Source organism: Sphingobacterium detergens, from assembly GCF_003610355.1.
GTDB lineage: Bacteria > Bacteroidota > Bacteroidia > Sphingobacteriales > Sphingobacteriaceae > Sphingobacterium > Sphingobacterium detergens.
In genome coordinates this window covers 104,887-123,866 of sequence record NZ_RAPY01000008.1, presented here as the reverse complement: position 1 = coordinate 123,866, position 18,980 = coordinate 104,887, and the positions used below count along the sequence as shown (strand labels likewise).

Genomic DNA, 18,980 nt, shown 5'->3' with positions numbered 1-18,980 from the left:
CAGTTTAAAACCTTCTGACAATCACATGATAAAAAGTATCGTTTTTTATTTTTTCTCGTTAAATTTCTTGTAACTATCCATGATATAGACCCGCAGTGTTTCTATGCTGCTGTTTTGGATAAACTGATATGAAGGTCTAAATCTTTCTTTAAATAATGCTAGTTCGGAAGCGTTTAGAGGCGTCAGCTCTTTGATAAGATTATCAGTAAACTTCCGGTCAACGGCTCTTTTTTCCATTTCCGCTACGAGAAGTTTGTAGTTTGAGCGTGCCTGTTTACCTTCCTTGCCAAATATGCGACTGGGGGAGATACGGATCCCGCCGCGGTTTTTGCTAGCATCCGAATATTTTCCGGCTTCTTTTTCCCGTTGAATTTCAGCTGCAAGTCTACTGTCAGTCATCCGTTCGACGACAACCTGACTCAATTCAATAGGTGTATTTATTCTGTTCAAATAGATTCTCCGTAGACTTGTATCATAAATAAATACAGTATCTTGTTCATATCCGTTGGCTTTGATCAATAAGAGATCATTGATATTGGCATCGATGGCAAATGATCCATCCCTGTTGGTCTGAACTTCTACTTTGCTCCGTAAATTCTGGATCTGCGCAGCTTCTATCTTTTCTCCGCTGACAAGCTCCATAATAATACCTTTGGTTTTTTCCTGTGCAAATAGTTGTCCGGAGGCCAACGTAATCAATAAGCAGCTTAGAATCGTTTGTATTACTTTCATGGGGATATATATATTATACATAAATGAGCTTGTTACCTTCCGTTTTTATTCGTTTATCGCAATGAAACCATGATGAATAATTTTTTGATCATAATGGTTTCATTGCAGAGAATTTCCTTATCAAAAATAACGAATAGATTTTGAATTATCGCGCTAATTTGCCTTCCATGTATTATTGTCCGGATTCTTGTCTGGCATCACGTCATCGGGATCCAGCTGAACAGACTGTAAAGCTTCGTTTGTCGCAATTTTAAATTGCCATACATTGTTTCTTTCCCAGATTTCCACGGGTAGTTTTTTTCTTATTTTTTTGCCCGATACGGTGGTTGCCTCCACGATAATAGGCATTGGCAATTTTTCCAGATTTTCCACAGTTACCAGTGCGCCGAGCATAGGCTGATTGTTGACATAGGAAACAGCCTTGATCGCCTGATCCATTTGCCAGTTGTTGACAAACCATCCCCGCCAAAACCAATTGAGGTTTTCACCAGTTCCGTTTTCGATCGCTTTAAAGAAATCTTCTGGTGTCGGGTGTTTAAAAGCCCACTCCTGGATGTATTTTTTAAAGGCGTAATCGAAGCGCTCTTTGCCGATAATCTCATTGCGCAATAATTTTAGTCCATAGGCTGGTTTGTAATATACAAGGGCACCAATATTACGCTCTTTCATATTTTGCGGTGTACTCATAATCGGCTCGAGATTCTGTGATGTGAAAATATACGAGCGGCTAGCCTGAGGACGATGATATTCACCTTTATTGAATTCTTGTGTCGCTAACTCATTGATAAAAGTATTGAAGCCTTCATCCATCCAGCCATGTTCACGTTCGTTAGACGCGACAATCATTGGGAACCAGTTGTGGCCAAACTCGTGATTGGTCACCCCCCAGAGTGAGCCTGCCTTGGCTTGATTGCCACAGAATGACAGGGCAGGATATTCCATACCACCTACGTTGGATGCAACATTTACCGCTACAGGATAGGGGTATTCAAACCAGTTTTTGGAATAAATTTCGATGGCAGCTTTGGTGTATTCTGTTGAACGCTCCCAAGCATTGTTGCTGTTACTTTCTACAGGATAAGCTGACAGCGCAAGAGCTTTTTTGCCACTTGGTAGATTGATCTTGGCGCCATCTAATATAAAGGCAGTAGAGGATGCCCATGCGATATCCTGTGCATTGTTGAGTTGATATTTCCAGGTCAACGCTTTTTTGCTTGGTCTGGAACTTTTTGCGGTCACTTCTTCCGCTGAGCGAATCAATACCGTTTCATCACTGCGTAACGCCAGTTGATATCGTTTGAATTGGTCTGCTGTAAATACCTCCTGTGGATTTAAGAGCTCGCCTCCTAGAACAACGATATGATTAGCAGGCGCTGTGATCTCTACCTGATAATTGCCAAATTCGCGATAGAATTCCCCCGGTCCTGTGTAAGGCAGCGTATTCCATCCTCTAATGTCGTCATATACGCAAAGTCTGGGAAACCATTGCGCAATAGCATAGATTTTTCCATTTTTGGTGTCAAGGATACCCGTGCGGTCAGCACCATATTGTGGCACGGTATATTGGTAAGTAATCTTGAATGTAATTTTTCCACCCTTACTTTTCAGCGCGGCAGGTAGCCGCAGCTGCATACGTGTATCATCAATAATATGCTCTATGGTTTTTCCATTGACATCGGTGACAGATTGGATCTGGTAACCGCCATCAAATTTTGAGTTTCCATCACCATATCGGCTATTAGTCAGGGGAGAAATCAACTGACCACGGCCATGTTGTGAAAACATATTTTGGTCTAATTGAAGCCAAAGGTAATCCATATTGTCAGGACTGTTGTTACTATAGGTAATCTCCACTGCACCAGTTACCTGATCATTTTGGTCGTTTAGTGATGCCTGTATCTTGTAGTCCGCAGCATTTTGCCAATATCCGGGCCCGGGCTTACCGGCCGCAGAACGATAATCATTTCCATTGTTCTTGAAAAATAATGGTGCAAAAGCTTCTGTATAACTATAGTTGGATGTTTTTTCCTGGGAAAAGGACGGAAAAGCATAGCTCAAAGCAACAAGGCTCAAAGAAGCCAATGCAAGTCTTTTCATCATATCTGTTCGTATTAAATTATGTTTATTGGTCACAATATACAATGAAAAGTACATAAGGCAAAAAAAAGCTCCTTTTTAAGGAGCTTGTAACAATTATTTTAAGTTGCTGTTATAGTCGTCTTCACTGAATCCGAGTAGGATACTCTTACCGTGTTCGATCACAGGGCGTTTGATCATACTGGTGTGTACCTTTAATACATTATTGGCACTGTTTGCGTCAATGACCCCCGCTTGTTCCTCTGCGGTCAGTTTCTTCCAGGTAGTACCCTTTTTGTTGACCAGTGATTGCCAGTCAACCTTTTTCTCCCATTCTTGTAGTTTTTCATCACTGACACCTTCCTTTTTGAAGTCATGAAATTGATAGGCAATCTGATTGTCTTCTAACCATGTCAAGGCTTTTTTTACTGTGTTACAATTTTTGATACCGTATACCTGTAGCATAATGATTACAATATTAGTGAGCTCAAATTTAAATAATCCATGATGTATTTCATGCCTTATCAGACCTGTTTTTTTGTTGAATAGTTAGGCAGTGTCGGGAGTTTGTGAGCCTTTGCATGTCAATCTATCTGATTTGGCTTGAATTGGCCTTGCTGGATAAACTACATCTTGGATGACGAACAACTGCCTGCTTTATCACCGTACAAGGATTATGGTAACAAATATTTGATAGTGTATTTAGTACACTTTAAAAATTAGGAAGTGATAATTATTTTTAATAATTTAGTAGCTTCAAGAGTTAATAAAGATTAAAATAAATCAATAACAGTAATATGAGCCTAAAAGATTTTAAAGGTGTATTGACGGGAGATCAAGTACAAGAGTTGTTTGAAGTTGCAAAGAAACACAAATTTGCTTTGCCTGCGGTAAACATTATCGGAACAAATTCTATCAATGCGGTAATGGAAACTGCTAAAGCAGTAAACTCTCCTGTAATTATTCAATTGTCAAATGGTGGTGCACAATTCTATGCGGGTAAAACATTAAATAATGACAACTTGCAAGCTTGTGTATTGGGTGCGGTATCTGCAGCACAACACGTGCATTTATTGGCAGAGCACTACGGTGTTGCGGTAATTTTGCACACCGATCACGCTGCTAAAAAACTTTTACCTTGGATCGACGGTTTGTTGGACGCTGGTGAGAAATTCTTCGCACAACATGGTAAACCATTGTTCTCTTCACATATGTTGGATCTATCTGAAGAACCAATCGAAGAGAATATCGAAATTTCTGCAAAATACTTAGCGCGCATGAAACCACTAGGTATGACAGTAGAGATCGAATTAGGTGTTACAGGTGGAGAAGAAGATGGTGTTGACAACTCAGATGTGGACAGCTCTAAATTATATACACAGCCAGAAGAGGTTGCTTACGCATACGAAGAATTGTCTAAAGTATCTGACAAATTTACAGTTGCTGCAGCATTCGGTAACGTACATGGTGTTTACAAACCAGGTAATGTAAAATTACAACCTGTGATCTTACACAATTCTCAAGAATATATCCGCGAAAAATACAAGCTTGCTGCTGAAAAACCAGTGAACTTTGTATTCCACGGTGGATCTGGTTCTTCTCCAGAGGAAATTGCTGAGGCAATCTCTTATGGTGCGATCAAAATGAACATCGATACAGATATGCAATGGGCATTTTGGGATGGTGTAAGAGGTTACGAAGCTAAAAACCACGATTATTTGCAAGGACAGATCGGAAACCCTGAAGGTGCAGATTCTCCAAACAAGAAATATTACGATCCACGTGTATGGTTACGTAAAGGTGAAGAGACATTTGTTGCTCGCTTGAAAGAGGCGTTTGCTGATTTAAATGCAGTAGACGTAAACAGCAAACTGTAAGCTGAACAAAATATATGATAATATGAGGTGTCCTGGATTACAGGACACCTTTTTTTGTCAAAATAGGTTAAAAAAAGGGCTTAATAGTGATGATTGGCGTGTTTTTTGACATTAAGAAATTCGAATAAGTCAGAATGAATATGCAATCCCTGTGGGCAATATAAGTCACGCTACGGCGGAGAAGTATATCAAAAAGGTGGAAATATAGATAAAACAGCTATGAAATTTTTAGGAATTAGTGCATTTCTTTTATTAATGACCCAAGTCGGTTTCGGACAGGCGAAACAAAATGTAGGCGATTTTAGTTCAGTTGTCGCTACAGATAAAATACAGGTAGAGCTGATCAAATCCAATGAATCCCTGGTGACCTTTGAAGGTCAGAACCACGAGAATGTAAAGGTAGTCAATACAAATGGTGCCTTGGCTCTAAAAATGAATACCTTAAATATGTTGCAGGGAGGAAATATCTCTGTAAAAGTGTATTATAAAAGCTTGAAAAATATAGAGGCTAAGAAAGGGGCTAAGGTATTTGCTACATCAAATAATGTCGTATCATCTGACCAGCTAAAACTCTATGCATCGGAGGGTGGGTTGGTGGACCTCTATGCTGATGCAAAAAATGCTGAGGTGAAAGTGACCTCCGGAGCGACGATAGCACTCTATGGTAAAGCAGATAGACAGGAGATTATCTCAAATTTTGGTGGTAAATATGAGGGGAAAGATTTTAAAACGAAAACCACGATCGTCACAGTGAACGGCGGTGGAAAAGCGGAAGTCAATGTGGTCGATTCTATTGAAACGAAAACGCGTGGTGGCGGCACAATCGATGTGTATGGCAAGCCAGAACAGCGCGTAGAAAAGAAAATGGCGGGCGGAACAGTCAACTTCAAATAAGAAACTGTCTTGATTTTGTCAATTTTGATCGTGCGTATTTTTGATCAAAATTGACAAAATTTGAAGAAAGTTTAAGTTAAAAGATCAAATAAAAGGTTTTAGACTAAGATTTTCCTAACTATGTGTTTAACCTTTTTGTTGAAAAGGTCAAATATTTTGTTTTTCTAGTCTTGAACCTTCTTCATTTGTGCTTAAAATACGTATTTTTGTGAGGGAATAATAAAAATAGTATTATGGCAAAGCGTAATTATGTTTCAAATTCTACGGAATCTACGCGCATGTTCAAAAATGACTTTTTGGAGTCTTTGACGAAAGTGCACTGGAGTGTACCTTTGATTTTCTATGTACCCGTAGTTGTTTTCTTTTCGTATAAAGCTCTGGTTTGGGGAGAAGTTTCCCTAATGACATATCTTGGGTACTTTGTTTTTGGTTTGGCATTTTGGACAGCATTTGAATATGCACTCCACCGCTGGGTATTCCACTTTCATCCGACCTCAGAGTGGGGGAAACGGATCGCTTTCATTTTTCACGGTGTACATCATGACTATCCAAGAGACCGGATGCGCTTGGTGATGCCTTTATCGGCAAGTATCCCTTTGGCAGCGCTGGTATATTTTGGATTTACATTGTTCTTTTCAAATGAGTTTATCCTGGCTTGCTTTTTCTCCGGATTTATGATTGGATACCTGATCTATGATGAATGTCACTATGCCATGCACCATGCGAACTTTAAGAGTGGAATTTTCAAACGCATTAAACAGCATCATATGTTACATCACTATTCGGATCCTGAAAAAGGATTCGGTGTGAGCTCGTCATTATGGGATGAAATATTACGTTCAGGTTTCGAAGAAAAAGAGCCCAAAAAAGAAACATCGACACTAAAAGAAGAAAAAGCATAATGCTTTTCTATTCTTAATAAGAAAGCCTTTGGAGTAATTCCAGAGGCTTTTTTTGTGGGCAATATTTATAGTAGACGAATTTGAATTTTAAAATGCGAACTAAAAGAATGTGCTTTTTTTGATTTATTCAAGGTACAATTATTTGAACGCGAATAATAAATAAAATTTAGGCGATATGAAGAGGATTAGCTATACTTTAAAACAAAAGACCGCAAAGTATTATTTTGTCTATAGATAGCTACAAATAGAAATGATCTGATAGGGGATTATCTATGCAATACCCCTTCAATAAATCTCATTGCTGTGCTGGTTATAAGTTTGCTTCGGGTAGCTATCCGCTAAAACAATAAATAATAGGAGTAATGGTAAAATTATTTTTAGTCCGTCACGGACAATCGCAATGGAATCTTGAGAACCGTTTTACCGGTTGGCAAAATATTGATATCACAGTCTTGGGACAACAGGAAGCGCGACAAGCTGGGAAAGCGTTAATGAATGAATCAATCGATATCGCGTTTACTTCTACACTAATTCGTGCCCAGCATACTTTGCAAATTATTCTTGAGGAAATCGGAAAGCCCAATATTCCGATTATCGTTGATGCTGCACTGAACGAGCGGAGCTACGGAAACTTAGAAGGACTAAATAAGGATGAAACCGCTGAAAAATATGGTGTGGAACAAGTCCATATCTGGCGAAGATCTTTTGATGTAGCTCCTCCGGGCGGTGAAAGCTTAAAAGATACCTACGATCGAGTGATACCGTATTTTGAGAATTTCATACAGCCAGAGTTGGACGCAGGTAAAAATGTTCTTATTGTCGCACATGGTAACAGTTTAAGAGCGCTCATTATGTATCTGGAACATCTCACCCCTGCGCAGATCCTTGAGCGAGAAATAGCGACTGGAGATCCCATCACTTATCAATGGGATCACAATAATAAAATCATATAATAGTCGGATTTTGTCGCTAAGGTTTAGTTCGAATAGACTTAACTGTTTGCAAACAATCAGCACGGTATATGGACAGGCATCATCGGTCAAAAGATTAGGCAAAAAAGTACCAAACTTTTGTTACCAGGAAGCATACAATCAGGCCATAAAATACGGGTAGCAATGTCGCTACTGCGGTCCATTTGCGACTTCCTGTTTCCTTATAAATAGTGTATATTGTCGTGCTGCAGGGATTGTGTAGGAGACTGAACAGCATCAAATTAATGGCGGTCAATGTTGTCCACCCACCCGCATGTAATAGGGTGGAGACCTCATTTGCTGAGCCTTCAAACAATACACCCGTACCAGCTCCGGTACTCCCTATCGTGAGCGCAGTTAACATGAGTATGGTCGGGATAACAATTTCATTCGCTGGAATGGCAACGATATAAGCCAATAAAATAACACCATTTAGACCTATAAATAAGCCCATCGGGTCGAGGCCATGAATGAGCCAGAGCGCGATATTTTGATCAGCGATATGAATGTTGCAGATCAACCAAATAATTGCACCAGCGGGTGCAGCAAAAATGATAGCCCGCCATAAGACGATCAATGTGCGGTCTATGAATGAGCTGTATAATGTCTGAAAGAATCTCGGCGGGCGATAAGGAGGGAGTTCCAGCGTAAAGAAGGAGGATTCTCCCTTGAGCAATGTTTTTGATAATAGCCAGGAGGTGAAAAATGTAAATGCAATACCAAGGATCGCAATGAAAATTACAGCAAACATGGCGACTGAGCCAGACCATTTGGCAGGAACTAAAATGCCTAAAAAAAGACTGGCGATCAAAATCTGTGTGGGCCATCTTCCATTGCACAGCGAGAAGTTATTGGTGATGATAGCAATTAATTTTTCACGTGGACTGTTGATGATCCTTGTCGCAACAACGCCGGCAGCATTACAGCCAAAGCCCATACTCATGGTTAGTGCTTGTTTGCCATGAGCACCCGCCTTTTTGAATATCCGGTCTAGATTGAATGCAACCCTAGGGAGGTACCCAAAATCTTCCAACAATGTAAATAATGGAAAGAAGATCGCCATCGGTGGCAGCATGACCGATACGACCCAGGCTGTAGCCAGATAGATCCCGTCAATCAGAAACCCACCTAGCCAAGCAGGAATACCCATGTCTGTTGACGTATCTTTTAAAAACGGATAAACATGATCGAGCAATAGTGTTGACAGCATTTGTGAAGGATAATTTGCCCCTGTGATGGTGAGCCAAAGGATTAATCCGAGCAGCATAAACATAATCGGAAATCCCCAGATGCGGTGGGTGACGATATGATCGATACTCCGGTCTACTCGAAATGAATAGCTTTCCGAATCTGTAGAAACATGTTCTTTTACCAGTTTGCTCGCTTTTGCATAGATCGCTTCAACCAGCTCATTTCGATAATTATCTCCTAGTTTAAACCGATATGCTGTGGCGTGATGTAATATGGGGGCTAAGTTTTCACTGTCAATGGAATTGGATAGTTGTCCTTTTTGTAAGGCATCAATAATGCTTTTATCATCTTCGATCAGACGCATGGCCAGCCAATTCGTGTTGGTTAGCGTGCTGTCCAGCGTGTGGAGATGGTTGGCTATTGTCGCAACGGCGGTGCCGGTTTGCTTTGTCAACTGAAAAGAGGTTGTTTTTGTGGGGAGGAAACTACCGTTAGCCACTTGATGAATGGCCGCCAGGAGGTCTGAAAGGCCTTCTTTAGTACGGGCGCTGGTGGAAATAACGGGGATACCGAGATCCTTTGATAGGGTTCGTACATCAATCTCTATCCGATGACGTCGTGCCTCATCCATCAAGTTGAGACATAAGACCGCTTTGTTGCTAATTTCGAGGATTTGAAGAACTAGACTGAAATTGCGTTGCAACCTGCTGGCGTCGACAACAATGACAGTGACATCGGGTTGGCCAAATAGGATAAAATCTCGGGCGACCTCTTCATCTTCGGATGTAGAAAGTAAGGAGTAGGTACCGGGAAGATCAATGATTTTAAATTTATCGCCTTTATGTGAATAACTTCCTTCAGCTCGCGTAACAGTTTTGCCTGGCCAGTTTCCCGTATGTTGTTTTAATCCCGTTAGCGCGTTAAAAATGGAACTTTTGCCTGTATTGGGATTTCCCGCTAAAGCAACAGTGTAGGTGGAATTTCCCGAATTTGCTCCCCATTGCTTTAGATCCGAAGTGGGATTCAGCTGGCAGGTTTCGCATGCTGTATGTTTTTTCATCGTCATCTATTTATGGGTAATCAATACCTGTAACGAATCCTCTTTACGAAGTGAAATCAGGGTGCCGTGTATATTATAGGCGATCGGATCACCAAGGGGACTTATATTCTGGATGCTTATTTCAGCGCCCCTGACAAAACCTAGATCAAGCAAGCGCTGTCGGATTTCCTGGCGACAATCTGTCGCTATTCCCGCGATGCTTGCAAGCTCTCCTTTTTTTAATAACCCCAATGTGATTACCTGATTATTTATCATTACTTATTTTATTTTTAGTTTTACTAAATTATAAAATTAGATTAGACTAACAAAATGTAGTGTTATATTTTAGTCAAAAGATGCAAATGGGTGATGTGTCGAAGAGGTTTTTGGGCTATTAGAAAAAAATGGGAGTCCTATGTTCAGACTCCTGGGAAGTATGGACGGGTGACCCGAAAATGCAGCGAGTTATTATTAAGAAATGGGGCGTACAAGTAGTGTAGCGGTTACTTTACTACTGAGTACTGCTGAAGTTCGATCGCCATAACTGACTGTTATACTGTTGTCGAATGGCTCAATGGAAAGGATGGTTAATGTTGTGCCCAATTCGAGATCTTTGGCGCTCAGGTATTGTAACAATTCTTTGGAAGAGGGTTGTACAGCCATTAACGTCACTACATCTCCAGTTTTGCATGTATCGAGAAAGATATAGCTTTCCGAACGCATGACACCATTATGATCAGGAATCGGCGAGCCATGGGGGTCTACTGTCGGGTAACCCAATAATTGATCCATCTTGGTGAAAAATTCAGGTGAATGGATGTGCTCAATCTGTTCCGCGATTTGGTGAACCTCGTCCCATGCAAAACCCATTTTTTCAACGAGATACATTTCGGTAAGTCGATGTTTGCGAATGATAAGCGCAGCTTCTTTTTTTCCTTCTTCAGTAAGCTTGAGGGGTTTGTAGCTTTCGTAATGAACCAAACCTTTTTCGGATAGTTTTTTCATCATGCTATTTACCGTTGGCATTTTGATTTCCAGTCGTTTACTGATCTCGTTGACGCTGGCCTCGCCTTTTAGGTAAGTCAGATTGTATAATGCTTTTAAGTAGTTCTCTTCAGTCTGTGATATCATAGCCCAAATTTAATAAATATTAGTCTCGTCTAATAGTAATGTTAGAAAATATTTTGTTAGTATAATCTAACTTATTAGATTTGCAATTCTAAATTTATAATTAATCAAAACAAAACAATGATGACGGGATCCAGAGTTCTCTTGACAACAGTATTCATGCTGATCGGATTTATTTCCTTTGGGCAGACAGGTAAGGTAGTAGGTAAAATTTATGATAGCAATGGACTTCCGCTGAAGTCGGTATCTGTGGCTATCCCTCTTCTTAAGATGAGCACCAAATCCAATGAGCTTGGAAAATTCGCATTGGAAAAGATTCCCTATGGTACTTGGGAAGTAGAAGTGAAGCATATTGGTTTTAATGCTTATCGCGATTCGATCAGGATCGAACATGTATCTGAGACCAGGGATATCCGTTTAGATGGTTCCATCTTTTTATTGGATGAAATTGTGGTCACTGGAACGAAGACATTTAAACGAAAAACTGAAAGTCCGGTGATCGTCAATATTTTGGATAGTAAAACCCTGGACAACCTACAGGTATGTAATCTTTCGGAGGGACTGAAATTTCAACCGGGCTTGCGGGTGGAAACAGACTGTCAGACCTGTAACTACACTCAATTGCGGATGAATGGACTCCAGGGGGGATATTCGCAGATACTGATTAATGGACGGCCTATTTTTAGTCCTTTGATGGGGCTTTATGGGATGGAACAACTGCCGGTCAATATGATCGAAAAGATTGAGGTGGTCCGAGGTGGAGGTTCTTCGTTATATGGTTCTAGCGCCATAGGGGGCACTGTCAATGTGATCACCAAATTGCCGAAGCAGAGTGGTTATGAAGTCAATTCTTTTTACCAAAGCATTGATGGAAAAACAAGCGATTTTAATCTTGGCGGAAATGCCACCTTGGTCAATGAAAAGGGGAATGCTGGAACATCCTTTTTCTTCAATAAGCGCGATCGCGGTTTTTACGATGCAAATGGTGATAATTTTTCGGAAATACCTAAAATTGAAAATACCTCCTTCGGTATCAACTCATTCTATCAATTTTCTGAAAATCAAAAATTGGAAGTCTCCTTGAGCAATCTGAACGAATATAGATTTGGGGGTGAGATGACGAAAAAACCGGCCTACCTTACACTTCAGTCTGAGGAACGTACCCATAAAATATGGATGGGAAGTGCGGATTATCAGATTAATTTTAATCAGGATAAATCTTCATTGATCTTCTATACAGCTTTTCAAAATACCAATAGAAAGCATTATACCGGAATATTCCCAGATAGTCCGGAAGAGATCGAAAATCACCTCAAAAATCCGCCTTATGGCGATTCAAAGACAACAACATTACAGGGCGGTTTTCAATTGAACCATGAGATTAGCAATTTTTTGAACCATCGGAATGTGCTGACGATTGGATCGGAATATGTGTCCGATAAGGTTTACGATGAAATTCCGAGTTATAACTATTTGGTCGATCAGCATACGAAAGATTGGGGGAGTTTTTTTCAGAGTGACTGGGACTTTGCGGACAAGTTTAACTTGCTCTCTGGTGTTCGTGTGGACAAACATAATCTATTGGACAAAGTGGTTGTCAGCCCACGTGTAGCACTGTTATATAAGCATGCGGCCAATACGCAGTTTCGCCTTAGCTATGGAACGGGTTTTCGGGCACCACAGGCTTTTGATACAGACCTTCATATTGCCTTTGCGGGAGGTGGTGTTTCACGTGTTCAATTAGCTCCAGATCTTCGGGAGGAGCGATCAAAGAGTTTCAGCGGCTCGGTAAACTATGATAAAGCCACGGAGAAATGGATTGCGGGTTTTACATTGGAGGGATTCTATACACAACTGAAAAATGCCTTTGTACTTGAGGAAATCGGTACGGACGACTTTGGTAAGGTGTTTGAAAAACGTAATGGGAATAATGCGAAGGTAGCAGGGACTACACTTGAATTGCGTGCCAATTATAATAAAAAGGTGCAACTGGAGACCGGCTTTACCTTGCAACAGAGCAAATATGAAAATCCTGTATCTTACCTGGAGGGTATAGAAGCTACTAGATCATTCTTGAGAACACCAGATGAATATGGTTTTGCAAACCTCAATATTACACCGAATAAACGCTGGACAATCAATTTGAACTATGTGTACACGGGTAAGATGAAGATCGCTCATGCTGGTGGTGCGGACAATTTTCCGGAAGATCAAATGGTTCATACAAAAGCATTCTCAGAGGTAAATAGTAAAGTGTCACATACTTTTAATCTGTCAAAATTTAAAAATGTGATCGAAGTCTATGCTGGGGTAAAGAATATTTTTAACGCTTATCAACATGATTTTGATATAGGTAAAAATCGGGATAGCAATTACATTTACGGTCCTAATATGCCCCGAACTTTCTTTGTTGGGTTAAAGATAAAGACACCCTAGGTAAATTGACAGGGGCATTATACCGGATCTGTGTAAAACATTTCAAACTTGTTACGCTTAGAGAAATATTTTTAAACTAATTTAGTGCTATCTCATTGGAGGGATAATTATTAACCAGATGCAAAAGAAAATAGTCCTTTTTTTACTGATTTTAACCGGTTTTTTTGTCCGGTCCTATGCCCAGGTCTCATCGGTGAACCAGCTTGCCAATGCATTTTTAGATACTGTCCAACGGTATGCTTATCGTGGATCGTTGATCAAATGGGATTCTATCCGGCCAGTTTTTATTGAACAGACAAGGACCATATCGGATATTAATGCATTGGAACCCCATTTTAAAAAAATCTTAAGTCAATTAAAGGATGGTCATTCCAGACTTTTTTTTGAGAAAGCTGATCAAAATAAGGAGGCTGAACAGGAGTTGTTTGTAAGAATGGCCGGTATGACCGATCAGGAGGCCGGTTTTCCACCCAAAGTTTTTAGTCATTTTATGACGAAAGACCATTATGCCTATATTCGAATCCCAGCGGTAGTTTATGAGCAACGACGATATGTGGACACTATAGGAGCACAGCTAAAAATATTGGACGCACAGCAGCCAAAAGGCTGGATCATCGATCTGAGAGAAAACGATGGCGGGAGCATTTTTCCGATGATCTGGCACTTTGCGGATTTGATCGATGTCGACAGCACTTATTCGGTTGTGGATAGAGCGGGTGTTGAATCCAAACAAAATGTACGAATGAATAATCTGAATGATCAGGATCAAAAATGGGCTAAGTTATTTGACCTGGAATACGATAAAGTGCCACCTATTGCTATAAAAAATAAAAATGTGCCTATTGTGTTATTGGTCAGTCGGTTTACATCAAGCTCAGGCGAGTTTTTTGCGGCTCATTTTAAAGGGCAGAAAAATGCAACCGTCATCGGGCAGACAACAAGTGGTCATACTTCCGCGAACGAGCAATTCGCAGTTGGAAATAATTACATGATCAATTTGACAACCAGCGTCATTAAAGATCGTACAGGAAAGCTTTACGGAATAGGAGAAGGTATCAAACCCGATGTTCCTTTGGTAATTGATTTTGCCAAAGTCTTGGGGATCCCCGAGATCATTACTTTCGACCAGCTTAGTCAAGCTGTAAAAGAGGCTACTCCGGTATATATCCAACTGGCTACTGATTATATGAAAAAGCAGGGAATGTAAATCTCCCTTTATACTAAAAACATGGGTTATCCAATTATTTTGAATAGCCCATGTTTTTTAGCTCTGCTTATATACCCGGAGGATTGTATTCATCAACTATTCGGCTTTCGGTCATCGTGTTTTCTTTTACGAAACAGCGTCCACACCCAGCAATTAGTCCATTAAAATCCGATCCGTCAGAAACCTGGTGAATTTATCCGTAAGTGCAGACGGGAATAAATCAAACACATGTAATGCTCCGGGGACAACCCATAGTTCTGTTGTTACTCCTGCCTGGTATAATTTCTGGGCATAGTCGATACCCTCATCGCGCAGTGGATCCAATTCGCAGGCTACAATTGTGGTTCGTGGCAGATATGTAAACTTATCAAAGTGTGTTAGATCTGCATATCGAATGCTTTTCTTCACATTGTCTTTACCGAGAAAATGAGCCCAGGCAATCTCAGCATATTTTTTGTTCCAGAGTGGGGCATCGGTAAATTCCTCCATAGAGTGCGTATTAAGTTTGTTATGGATGACAGGGTACAGCAAAAATTGATGTTTTATGTTCTTTATATTGTTATCTACAGCCATTTGGGTGACGGCAGCGGCTAGATGGCCACCGGCACTGGCGCCGTATACCGTGATCGCATCTGGATGGATATTCAAAACCTTTTTTCCATCTCTAATTATCCATTGTAGTGCGTCAAAACCATCTGTGACAGGTACAGGAAAGGGATATTGAGGGGATAAACGGTAATCTACGGATATAATGGTGGCTTTGGCTGCCGTTGCAAGCTGAAACATCTGCCCGTCAACTTGTTCTGGTTGACCAAAAATATATCCGCCGCCATGGAAATAAAGAATGACCCGTTCAGCGCTATAGTCTTTGGGCTGATAGCAGTGTAGCCTAATATTGTATTTATCTATTGTACTTTCGATAAAAATATCGCGAACCTGAATATGAACTGGTTTTTGAATAGGATTGTTTCTTATAAATTCAGCTCTTTCCTGTTGTATCGCTGCCGGATTATTCAGGAACAGGGAGCTATCAAGCTCAAGGGATTGCGCGGTGCCTTCAATACTTGCCTTTAGTTCGCTATTGATTCTATTTAGATCGAGTTTATTTTGTGCTGTTGCCATAAGAAAATGGGATAGAATGATCGTCAAAAAAATAAGTTCCTTCATTTACAGAATAAATTTTTGTGGTGTTTTTTGTAAATTTAGATACCTCAGCAACTGTTTGCAAATAAACAGCCTGTTGTATGAAACATACAAAAATGTAAGTATGACTAAAATTAAAAAGACGTCAACAAATTTTGAGAATAAAAAAACGTTGGAAAAAGATTGTGCTGAAATCTATGCGATTAACCTGATCAGCGGTCAATGGATTCTGTGTATTTGCTACCACCTAAAGAAAGGTCGGCTGCGATTTTCTGAACTGAAAAATAGCATTCCCAATATTACAGAGCGTATGTTGACACTCCAATTAAAGAAGATGGAGGGTAGCCGATTAATCCGAAGAGAAGTATATGCACAGGTGCCGCTAAGGGTTGAATATGAATTGACCTTATTAGGCAAAGGGCTTCTGCCCATATTGAGCCAATTGGAGGGCTGGGGGAAGGAGCATATGAAAGCAGTGCAAGAAGATTGAAGCGTTTAAAGATTCAGAAACAAAAAATCCTGCGTGAACATAAAGTTAGCAGGATTTTTTGTTTCTGAATATCAGTTTTTATTTCAAAACGAATTTGAATCCCAATGAGAAACGAGAGGCCTCGAAATTAGAACCATGCGATAAGTTCCACCAAGGTTTCCAGTCAAAATGCATTGCCAATGGCGCTGAAGGAATTCTAAACTCTAAACCCAAAGCTGGACGGATTGCAAAATGCGTGTGTGTGTTTCCGTCTTTCCAATGGTAGTCATCATCCCAGTCGCCATGCCATTTGCCATAGTCGATAAACGATGCCTGAGGACCTACGCCAACATACCAAGATAGGCCACGGGTTCCTCGTATACGTTCGTTGTACGAATAGTCTACACCGACAACTGTAATGTTATCTCCGAACAATACTTGTGCATTTACGGCATCATTTCTGCCAAAACTGTGTTTTATCTGTGGACCGAATAGTGTTTGGCCATCGCCAAGGTCGATACCTAGACCAAGGGCTGTACGATAAGGTGTTTGTGCATTTGCCTCTCTATTGATGACAAATAAGAATGTAAAAAGTGTCAGAATAGGTAGAAGTACTTTTTTCATGATATTTTAAAAAATGTTAGTGTTAAGTTTTCGAATTGAAAACTTTCGCTGTTGTAACAAATACTTTGCCAAGCCTTGGATTTTCATTCGTTTAAAATGTTTTGTCTTGTTAACTATTTTATTATAAGTGTATTATTTTTTTTATTCCACTCTTGATCCTTTATGCTAATTTTCTAGCCTTTTATTTCTATTGAAATTGAAAACTGGGGAATTCAACCCACCTTGCTGAAACGATATCTGCTTGAACATTGTTCATTTAATAAATACAGGGATAGAAGAACTTATTGGAAACACATGCACGATAACATAAGCTTAAAGATTTCACTATGGAACATACTCAAATCAATAGAAAGAAAATAGAACAATGGTTGGCAGAAGGTTATGACGTCTTGCAGAATGGGAAGCTGTTAAAAGTCGAAGGAGATTTGCCGGAGTTTTTGGACCAATTTGCTGATGAGGCCAAGCCAAAGACCTATCTCCTAAAGGAATTAATTACTTGGCCGGAAGCGGAACTTAAAAAATTATAGGAAATGCGACAGCTAAGAACAGCTGAGAAAAAGGTTGTTTTCCACTGTTTTGAGAGGCAGAAGGATCTGATTTCTGTTGTTTCTAATCGTAATATAGGACAGAAACTTAACAGTTATAATACGCTTCAGGTATTGAGACTCTTTTATGCGTCCAATTTTCCAATGTGATTGCATAAGGATCCAGTTCGAAGGTATCGGCGTCAAAAATATAGTTATAACTGCTATTGATTAAGTTCGCACGAAGTATGGCATAGCCGGGGCCTTTTGCAGGTAGGACATTCTCAATTTCGAAGAAATCAATGTCCTCGATATCGTAAATTAGACTTGTTTTCCTTCCAGCAAAGCCAATTTTATTATTTTTCTTGTCCAACCAGATACCGCTTGACTTTCCCAGTTGTTGTTGTATGCTTGTGGGAATATTTTTTACAGCAGCATTTTTGCGGAAATCCTCCTTAATGTCCCACTTGTTTTTCAATTTGACAAGTTCGGTCACTTCGATAAGCTGATCGTATGCTGGATTTTCCAAAAGAGTGGGGTAATCACGCTGGTTGTAAAAATGGAGCGAGGTACCGCCATCGTCGTAGTTGCTCTCATCATCGTAGGTATAACAGATGGAGGAGGAGATGTGATCACCAAAATCAAAAGATAAATAGCATTGGTCTTCTCTTTCATAACCATAATCCTCCGCGTCATAGTCTTCGCCATCTAACCAGAGATCGCGGAGGTCTTTGTAACTTTTATCTGTATTGGACTCGTCATAAATAGTGATAAAATACTCTTGAATTGGTACATGCGGTGGAATATCATCACAGTAAATTTCCAGTTCTTTCAACCATAGATTGCCGATACGAACCGGGTAATCTATTTTGAAATAGAGTGTCCCATATTCGCTTGCATATTGGTGTCCAATACCGAGTTTTTCGATGTCGGCATAGCTGATATCCCAAGAAATAAATTGCGTTGGTTCGGCATAAACCTCAAAACCTATATGGTCATCTTCAAAGTCCCCGGGTAGAATATTATAGTTGCGAGTTTGTTGCTGGATCCAGATTTTGGCCTTGCAGTCCTGTTTTTGCTTAATGGTATGAAAGAATAATGCATCATCAAATCCAAATTGCTCGGACAACTTGGGATAGACCTTCGAAAAACCTTGTGAACGAGCGGGAATATAATGCTGATGATCGTCAAATAGAAATAAGTAGGGATCTCCAGCTAATAATTGAACGTATGCATAGCGCAATTGAGATAAGTTGACCTCTTCTTCGTTACCATGATCGAGGTAATGTAAGCGATCGCCATCCATCCAGATGCGGTTTTTATCATTTTCTTTTGGGAAATTGGAGCTATTCTTGAAAAAATTAAGCATGTTCAATTATTGTTTTCGATACGCTAATTTAAGATTTTAAATTCAGCTAAAATAGAACCTGTATCATGAATCTGTTGATCAATATCAGTAAAAAAATGCTACCTGAATCAGTAGAGGCTGGTAAAGCTGCCGGTATAACAGATATTGATGTATTGGAGGCAACAGATCATCGCAAAATATCACGGGGACAAAATGTGGGTGGTGCCACAAGTGTTGTATACTCACGTTTAGGTATTGGAACGGGCTGGGATGGCTTTTATCTCGCCGGAATATTGTTGACACGACCGATTTTGGTGGTGATCGGTGATAAGTCGGGCGGTTTTGGTGCATTTGGTTTTTAATTTACTCGTTCCTGTTAAGAGTATTGACACCAGGATAATTTCAACTATTATTACACT

18 protein-coding genes are annotated in these 18,980 nt (G+C 40.1%); 9 read left to right on the top strand and 9 right to left on the bottom strand.

From position 1 onward, the window contains the following. Positions 1 to 45 precede the first annotated feature (45 nt). From DFQ12_RS26415 to DFQ12_RS26405, 3 genes are all read right to left on the bottom strand, one after another. Positions 46 to 732, bottom strand: coding sequence for a hypothetical protein (locus DFQ12_RS26415; RefSeq protein ID WP_120262014.1), 687 nt, complete (start codon positions 730 to 732; stop codon positions 46 to 48). 153 nt (positions 733 to 885) lie between these two features. Next, positions 886 to 2,832 carry a M1 family metallopeptidase gene (locus DFQ12_RS26410; protein WP_244211857.1) on the bottom strand — a complete coding sequence of 649 codons (1,947 nt, stop codon included), beginning with the start codon at positions 2,830 to 2,832 and terminating at the stop codon, positions 886 to 888. Between the two features lie 93 nt (positions 2,833 to 2,925). Further along, positions 2,926 to 3,273, bottom strand: coding sequence for an ArsC family reductase (locus tag DFQ12_RS26405; RefSeq protein WP_120262013.1), 348 nt, complete (start codon positions 3,271 to 3,273; stop codon positions 2,926 to 2,928). Between the two features lie 332 nt (positions 3,274 to 3,605). Here DFQ12_RS26405 and fbaA point away from each other — a divergent pair, with 332 nt between their 5' ends. The 4 genes from fbaA to DFQ12_RS26385 all read left to right on the top strand — a co-directional run bounded on the left by fbaA (position 3,606) and on the right by DFQ12_RS26385 (position 7,434). Then, a complete protein-coding gene (gene fbaA, locus DFQ12_RS26400; protein ID WP_120262012.1) occupies positions 3,606 to 4,685 on the top strand; it encodes a class II fructose-bisphosphate aldolase in 1,080 nt (359 codons plus the stop codon). Between the two features lie 219 nt (positions 4,686 to 4,904). Beyond that, positions 4,905 to 5,579, top strand: a complete 675-nt coding sequence (locus DFQ12_RS26395; RefSeq protein WP_120262011.1) for a head GIN domain-containing protein — start codon at positions 4,905 to 4,907, stop codon at positions 5,577 to 5,579. 233 nt (positions 5,580 to 5,812) lie between these two features. Continuing rightward, positions 5,813 to 6,481, top strand: a complete 669-nt coding sequence (locus DFQ12_RS26390) for a sterol desaturase family protein (protein ID WP_244211856.1) — start codon at positions 5,813 to 5,815, stop codon at positions 6,479 to 6,481. 362 nt (positions 6,482 to 6,843) lie between these two features. Beyond that, positions 6,844 to 7,434, top strand: a complete 591-nt coding sequence (locus tag DFQ12_RS26385) for a 2,3-bisphosphoglycerate-dependent phosphoglycerate mutase (protein WP_120262010.1) — start codon at positions 6,844 to 6,846, stop codon at positions 7,432 to 7,434. A 94-nt stretch (positions 7,435 to 7,528) separates the two neighbouring features. On the opposite strand, the gene feoB is transcribed toward DFQ12_RS26385, so the two are convergent. The 3 genes from feoB to DFQ12_RS26370 all read right to left on the bottom strand — a co-directional run bounded on the left by feoB (position 7,529) and on the right by DFQ12_RS26370 (position 10,813). Then, positions 7,529 to 9,703: a ferrous iron transport protein B gene (feoB, locus tag DFQ12_RS26380; protein WP_120262172.1), complete on the bottom strand. Its 2,175-nt coding sequence runs from the start codon at positions 9,701 to 9,703 to the stop codon at positions 7,529 to 7,531. Between the two features lie 6 nt (positions 9,704 to 9,709). Continuing rightward, complete coding sequence (locus DFQ12_RS26375; RefSeq protein ID WP_120262009.1) at positions 9,710 to 9,958, bottom strand: FeoA family protein; 249 nt, start codon at positions 9,956 to 9,958, stop codon at positions 9,710 to 9,712. A gap of 195 nt (positions 9,959 to 10,153) precedes the next feature. Beyond that, the gene (locus tag DFQ12_RS26370; protein ID WP_120262008.1) at positions 10,154 to 10,813 is read right to left on the bottom strand and encodes a metal-dependent transcriptional regulator; all 660 of its coding nucleotides are present in this window, start codon (positions 10,811 to 10,813) and stop codon (positions 10,154 to 10,156) included. A gap of 117 nt (positions 10,814 to 10,930) precedes the next feature. Here DFQ12_RS26370 and DFQ12_RS26365 point away from each other — a divergent pair, with 117 nt between their 5' ends. After that, positions 10,931 to 13,246 (top strand): TonB-dependent receptor, encoded by a 2,316-nt coding sequence (locus tag DFQ12_RS26365; RefSeq protein WP_120262007.1) that lies wholly within the window; start codon positions 10,931 to 10,933, stop codon positions 13,244 to 13,246. 118 nt (positions 13,247 to 13,364) lie between these two features. After that, entirely contained in the window at positions 13,365 to 14,453 is a 1,089-nt protein-coding gene (locus DFQ12_RS26360; protein ID WP_120262006.1) for a S41 family peptidase, read from the top strand. 153 nt (positions 14,454 to 14,606) lie between these two features. On the opposite strand, the gene DFQ12_RS26355 is transcribed toward DFQ12_RS26360, so the two are convergent. Continuing rightward, complete coding sequence (locus DFQ12_RS26355; RefSeq protein ID WP_208642631.1) at positions 14,607 to 15,620, bottom strand: alpha/beta hydrolase; 1,014 nt, start codon at positions 15,618 to 15,620, stop codon at positions 14,607 to 14,609. Positions 15,621 to 15,720: 100 nt separating this feature from the next. On the opposite strand from DFQ12_RS26355, the gene DFQ12_RS26350 reads away from it, so the two are divergent. Further along, positions 15,721 to 16,086, top strand: coding sequence for a winged helix-turn-helix transcriptional regulator (locus DFQ12_RS26350; RefSeq protein ID WP_120262171.1), 366 nt, complete (start codon positions 15,721 to 15,723; stop codon positions 16,084 to 16,086). 78 nt (positions 16,087 to 16,164) lie between these two features. Here DFQ12_RS26350 and DFQ12_RS26345 read toward each other — a convergent pair whose 3' ends face one another. Then, positions 16,165 to 16,689: a hypothetical protein gene (locus DFQ12_RS26345; protein WP_120262004.1), complete on the bottom strand. Its 525-nt coding sequence runs from the start codon at positions 16,687 to 16,689 to the stop codon at positions 16,165 to 16,167. A gap of 326 nt (positions 16,690 to 17,015) precedes the next feature. On the opposite strand from DFQ12_RS26345, the gene DFQ12_RS26340 reads away from it, so the two are divergent. Further along, on the top strand, positions 17,016 to 17,216 hold the full coding sequence (locus tag DFQ12_RS26340) for a hypothetical protein (protein ID WP_120262003.1): 201 nt from the start codon (positions 17,016 to 17,018) through the stop codon (positions 17,214 to 17,216). 106 nt (positions 17,217 to 17,322) lie between these two features. On the opposite strand, the gene DFQ12_RS26335 is transcribed toward DFQ12_RS26340, so the two are convergent. Next, positions 17,323 to 18,582, bottom strand: coding sequence for a hypothetical protein (locus DFQ12_RS26335; RefSeq protein WP_120262002.1), 1,260 nt, complete (start codon positions 18,580 to 18,582; stop codon positions 17,323 to 17,325). A 65-nt stretch (positions 18,583 to 18,647) separates the two neighbouring features. Between DFQ12_RS26335 and DFQ12_RS26330 the strand changes: the two genes are divergently transcribed. After that, positions 18,648 to 18,923: a hypothetical protein gene (locus DFQ12_RS26330; protein WP_120262001.1), complete on the top strand. Its 276-nt coding sequence runs from the start codon at positions 18,648 to 18,650 to the stop codon at positions 18,921 to 18,923. Positions 18,924 to 18,980 lie beyond the last annotated feature (57 nt).

Bases quoted from the DNA above. Each gene is read 5' to 3' on its own strand.
- DFQ12_RS26415 (WP_120262014.1), bottom strand. From the start codon at position 732: ATGAAAGTAATACAAACGATTCTAAGCTGCTTATTGATTACGTTGGCC.
- DFQ12_RS26410 (WP_244211857.1), bottom strand. From the start codon at position 2,832: ATGATGAAAAGACTTGCATTGGCTTCTTTGAGCCTTGTTGCTTTGAGC.
- DFQ12_RS26405 (WP_120262013.1), bottom strand. From the start codon at position 3,273: ATGCTACAGGTATACGGTATCAAAAATTGTAACACAGTAAAAAAAGCC.
- fbaA (WP_120262012.1), top strand. From the start codon at position 3,606: ATGAGCCTAAAAGATTTTAAAGGTGTATTGACGGGAGATCAAGTACAA.
- DFQ12_RS26395 (WP_120262011.1), top strand. From the start codon at position 4,905: ATGAAATTTTTAGGAATTAGTGCATTTCTTTTATTAATGACCCAAGTC.
- DFQ12_RS26390 (WP_244211856.1), top strand. From the start codon at position 5,813: ATGGCAAAGCGTAATTATGTTTCAAATTCTACGGAATCTACGCGCATG.
- DFQ12_RS26385 (WP_120262010.1), top strand. From the start codon at position 6,844: ATGGTAAAATTATTTTTAGTCCGTCACGGACAATCGCAATGGAATCTT.
- feoB (WP_120262172.1), bottom strand. From the start codon at position 9,703: ATGAAAAAACATACAGCATGCGAAACCTGCCAGCTGAATCCCACTTCG.
- DFQ12_RS26375 (WP_120262009.1), bottom strand. From the start codon at position 9,958: ATGATAAATAATCAGGTAATCACATTGGGGTTATTAAAAAAAGGAGAG.
- DFQ12_RS26370 (WP_120262008.1), bottom strand. From the start codon at position 10,813: ATGATATCACAGACTGAAGAGAACTACTTAAAAGCATTATACAATCTG.
- DFQ12_RS26365 (WP_120262007.1), top strand. From the start codon at position 10,931: ATGATGACGGGATCCAGAGTTCTCTTGACAACAGTATTCATGCTGATC.
- DFQ12_RS26360 (WP_120262006.1), top strand. From the start codon at position 13,365: ATGCAAAAGAAAATAGTCCTTTTTTTACTGATTTTAACCGGTTTTTTT.
- DFQ12_RS26355 (WP_208642631.1), bottom strand. From the start codon at position 15,620: ATGAAGGAACTTATTTTTTTGACGATCATTCTATCCCATTTTCTTATG.
- DFQ12_RS26350 (WP_120262171.1), top strand. From the start codon at position 15,721: ATGACTAAAATTAAAAAGACGTCAACAAATTTTGAGAATAAAAAAACG.
- DFQ12_RS26345 (WP_120262004.1), bottom strand. From the start codon at position 16,689: ATGAAAAAAGTACTTCTACCTATTCTGACACTTTTTACATTCTTATTT.
- DFQ12_RS26340 (WP_120262003.1), top strand. From the start codon at position 17,016: ATGGAACATACTCAAATCAATAGAAAGAAAATAGAACAATGGTTGGCA.
- DFQ12_RS26335 (WP_120262002.1), bottom strand. From the start codon at position 18,582: ATGCTTAATTTTTTCAAGAATAGCTCCAATTTCCCAAAAGAAAATGAT.
- DFQ12_RS26330 (WP_120262001.1), top strand. From the start codon at position 18,648: ATGAATCTGTTGATCAATATCAGTAAAAAAATGCTACCTGAATCAGTA.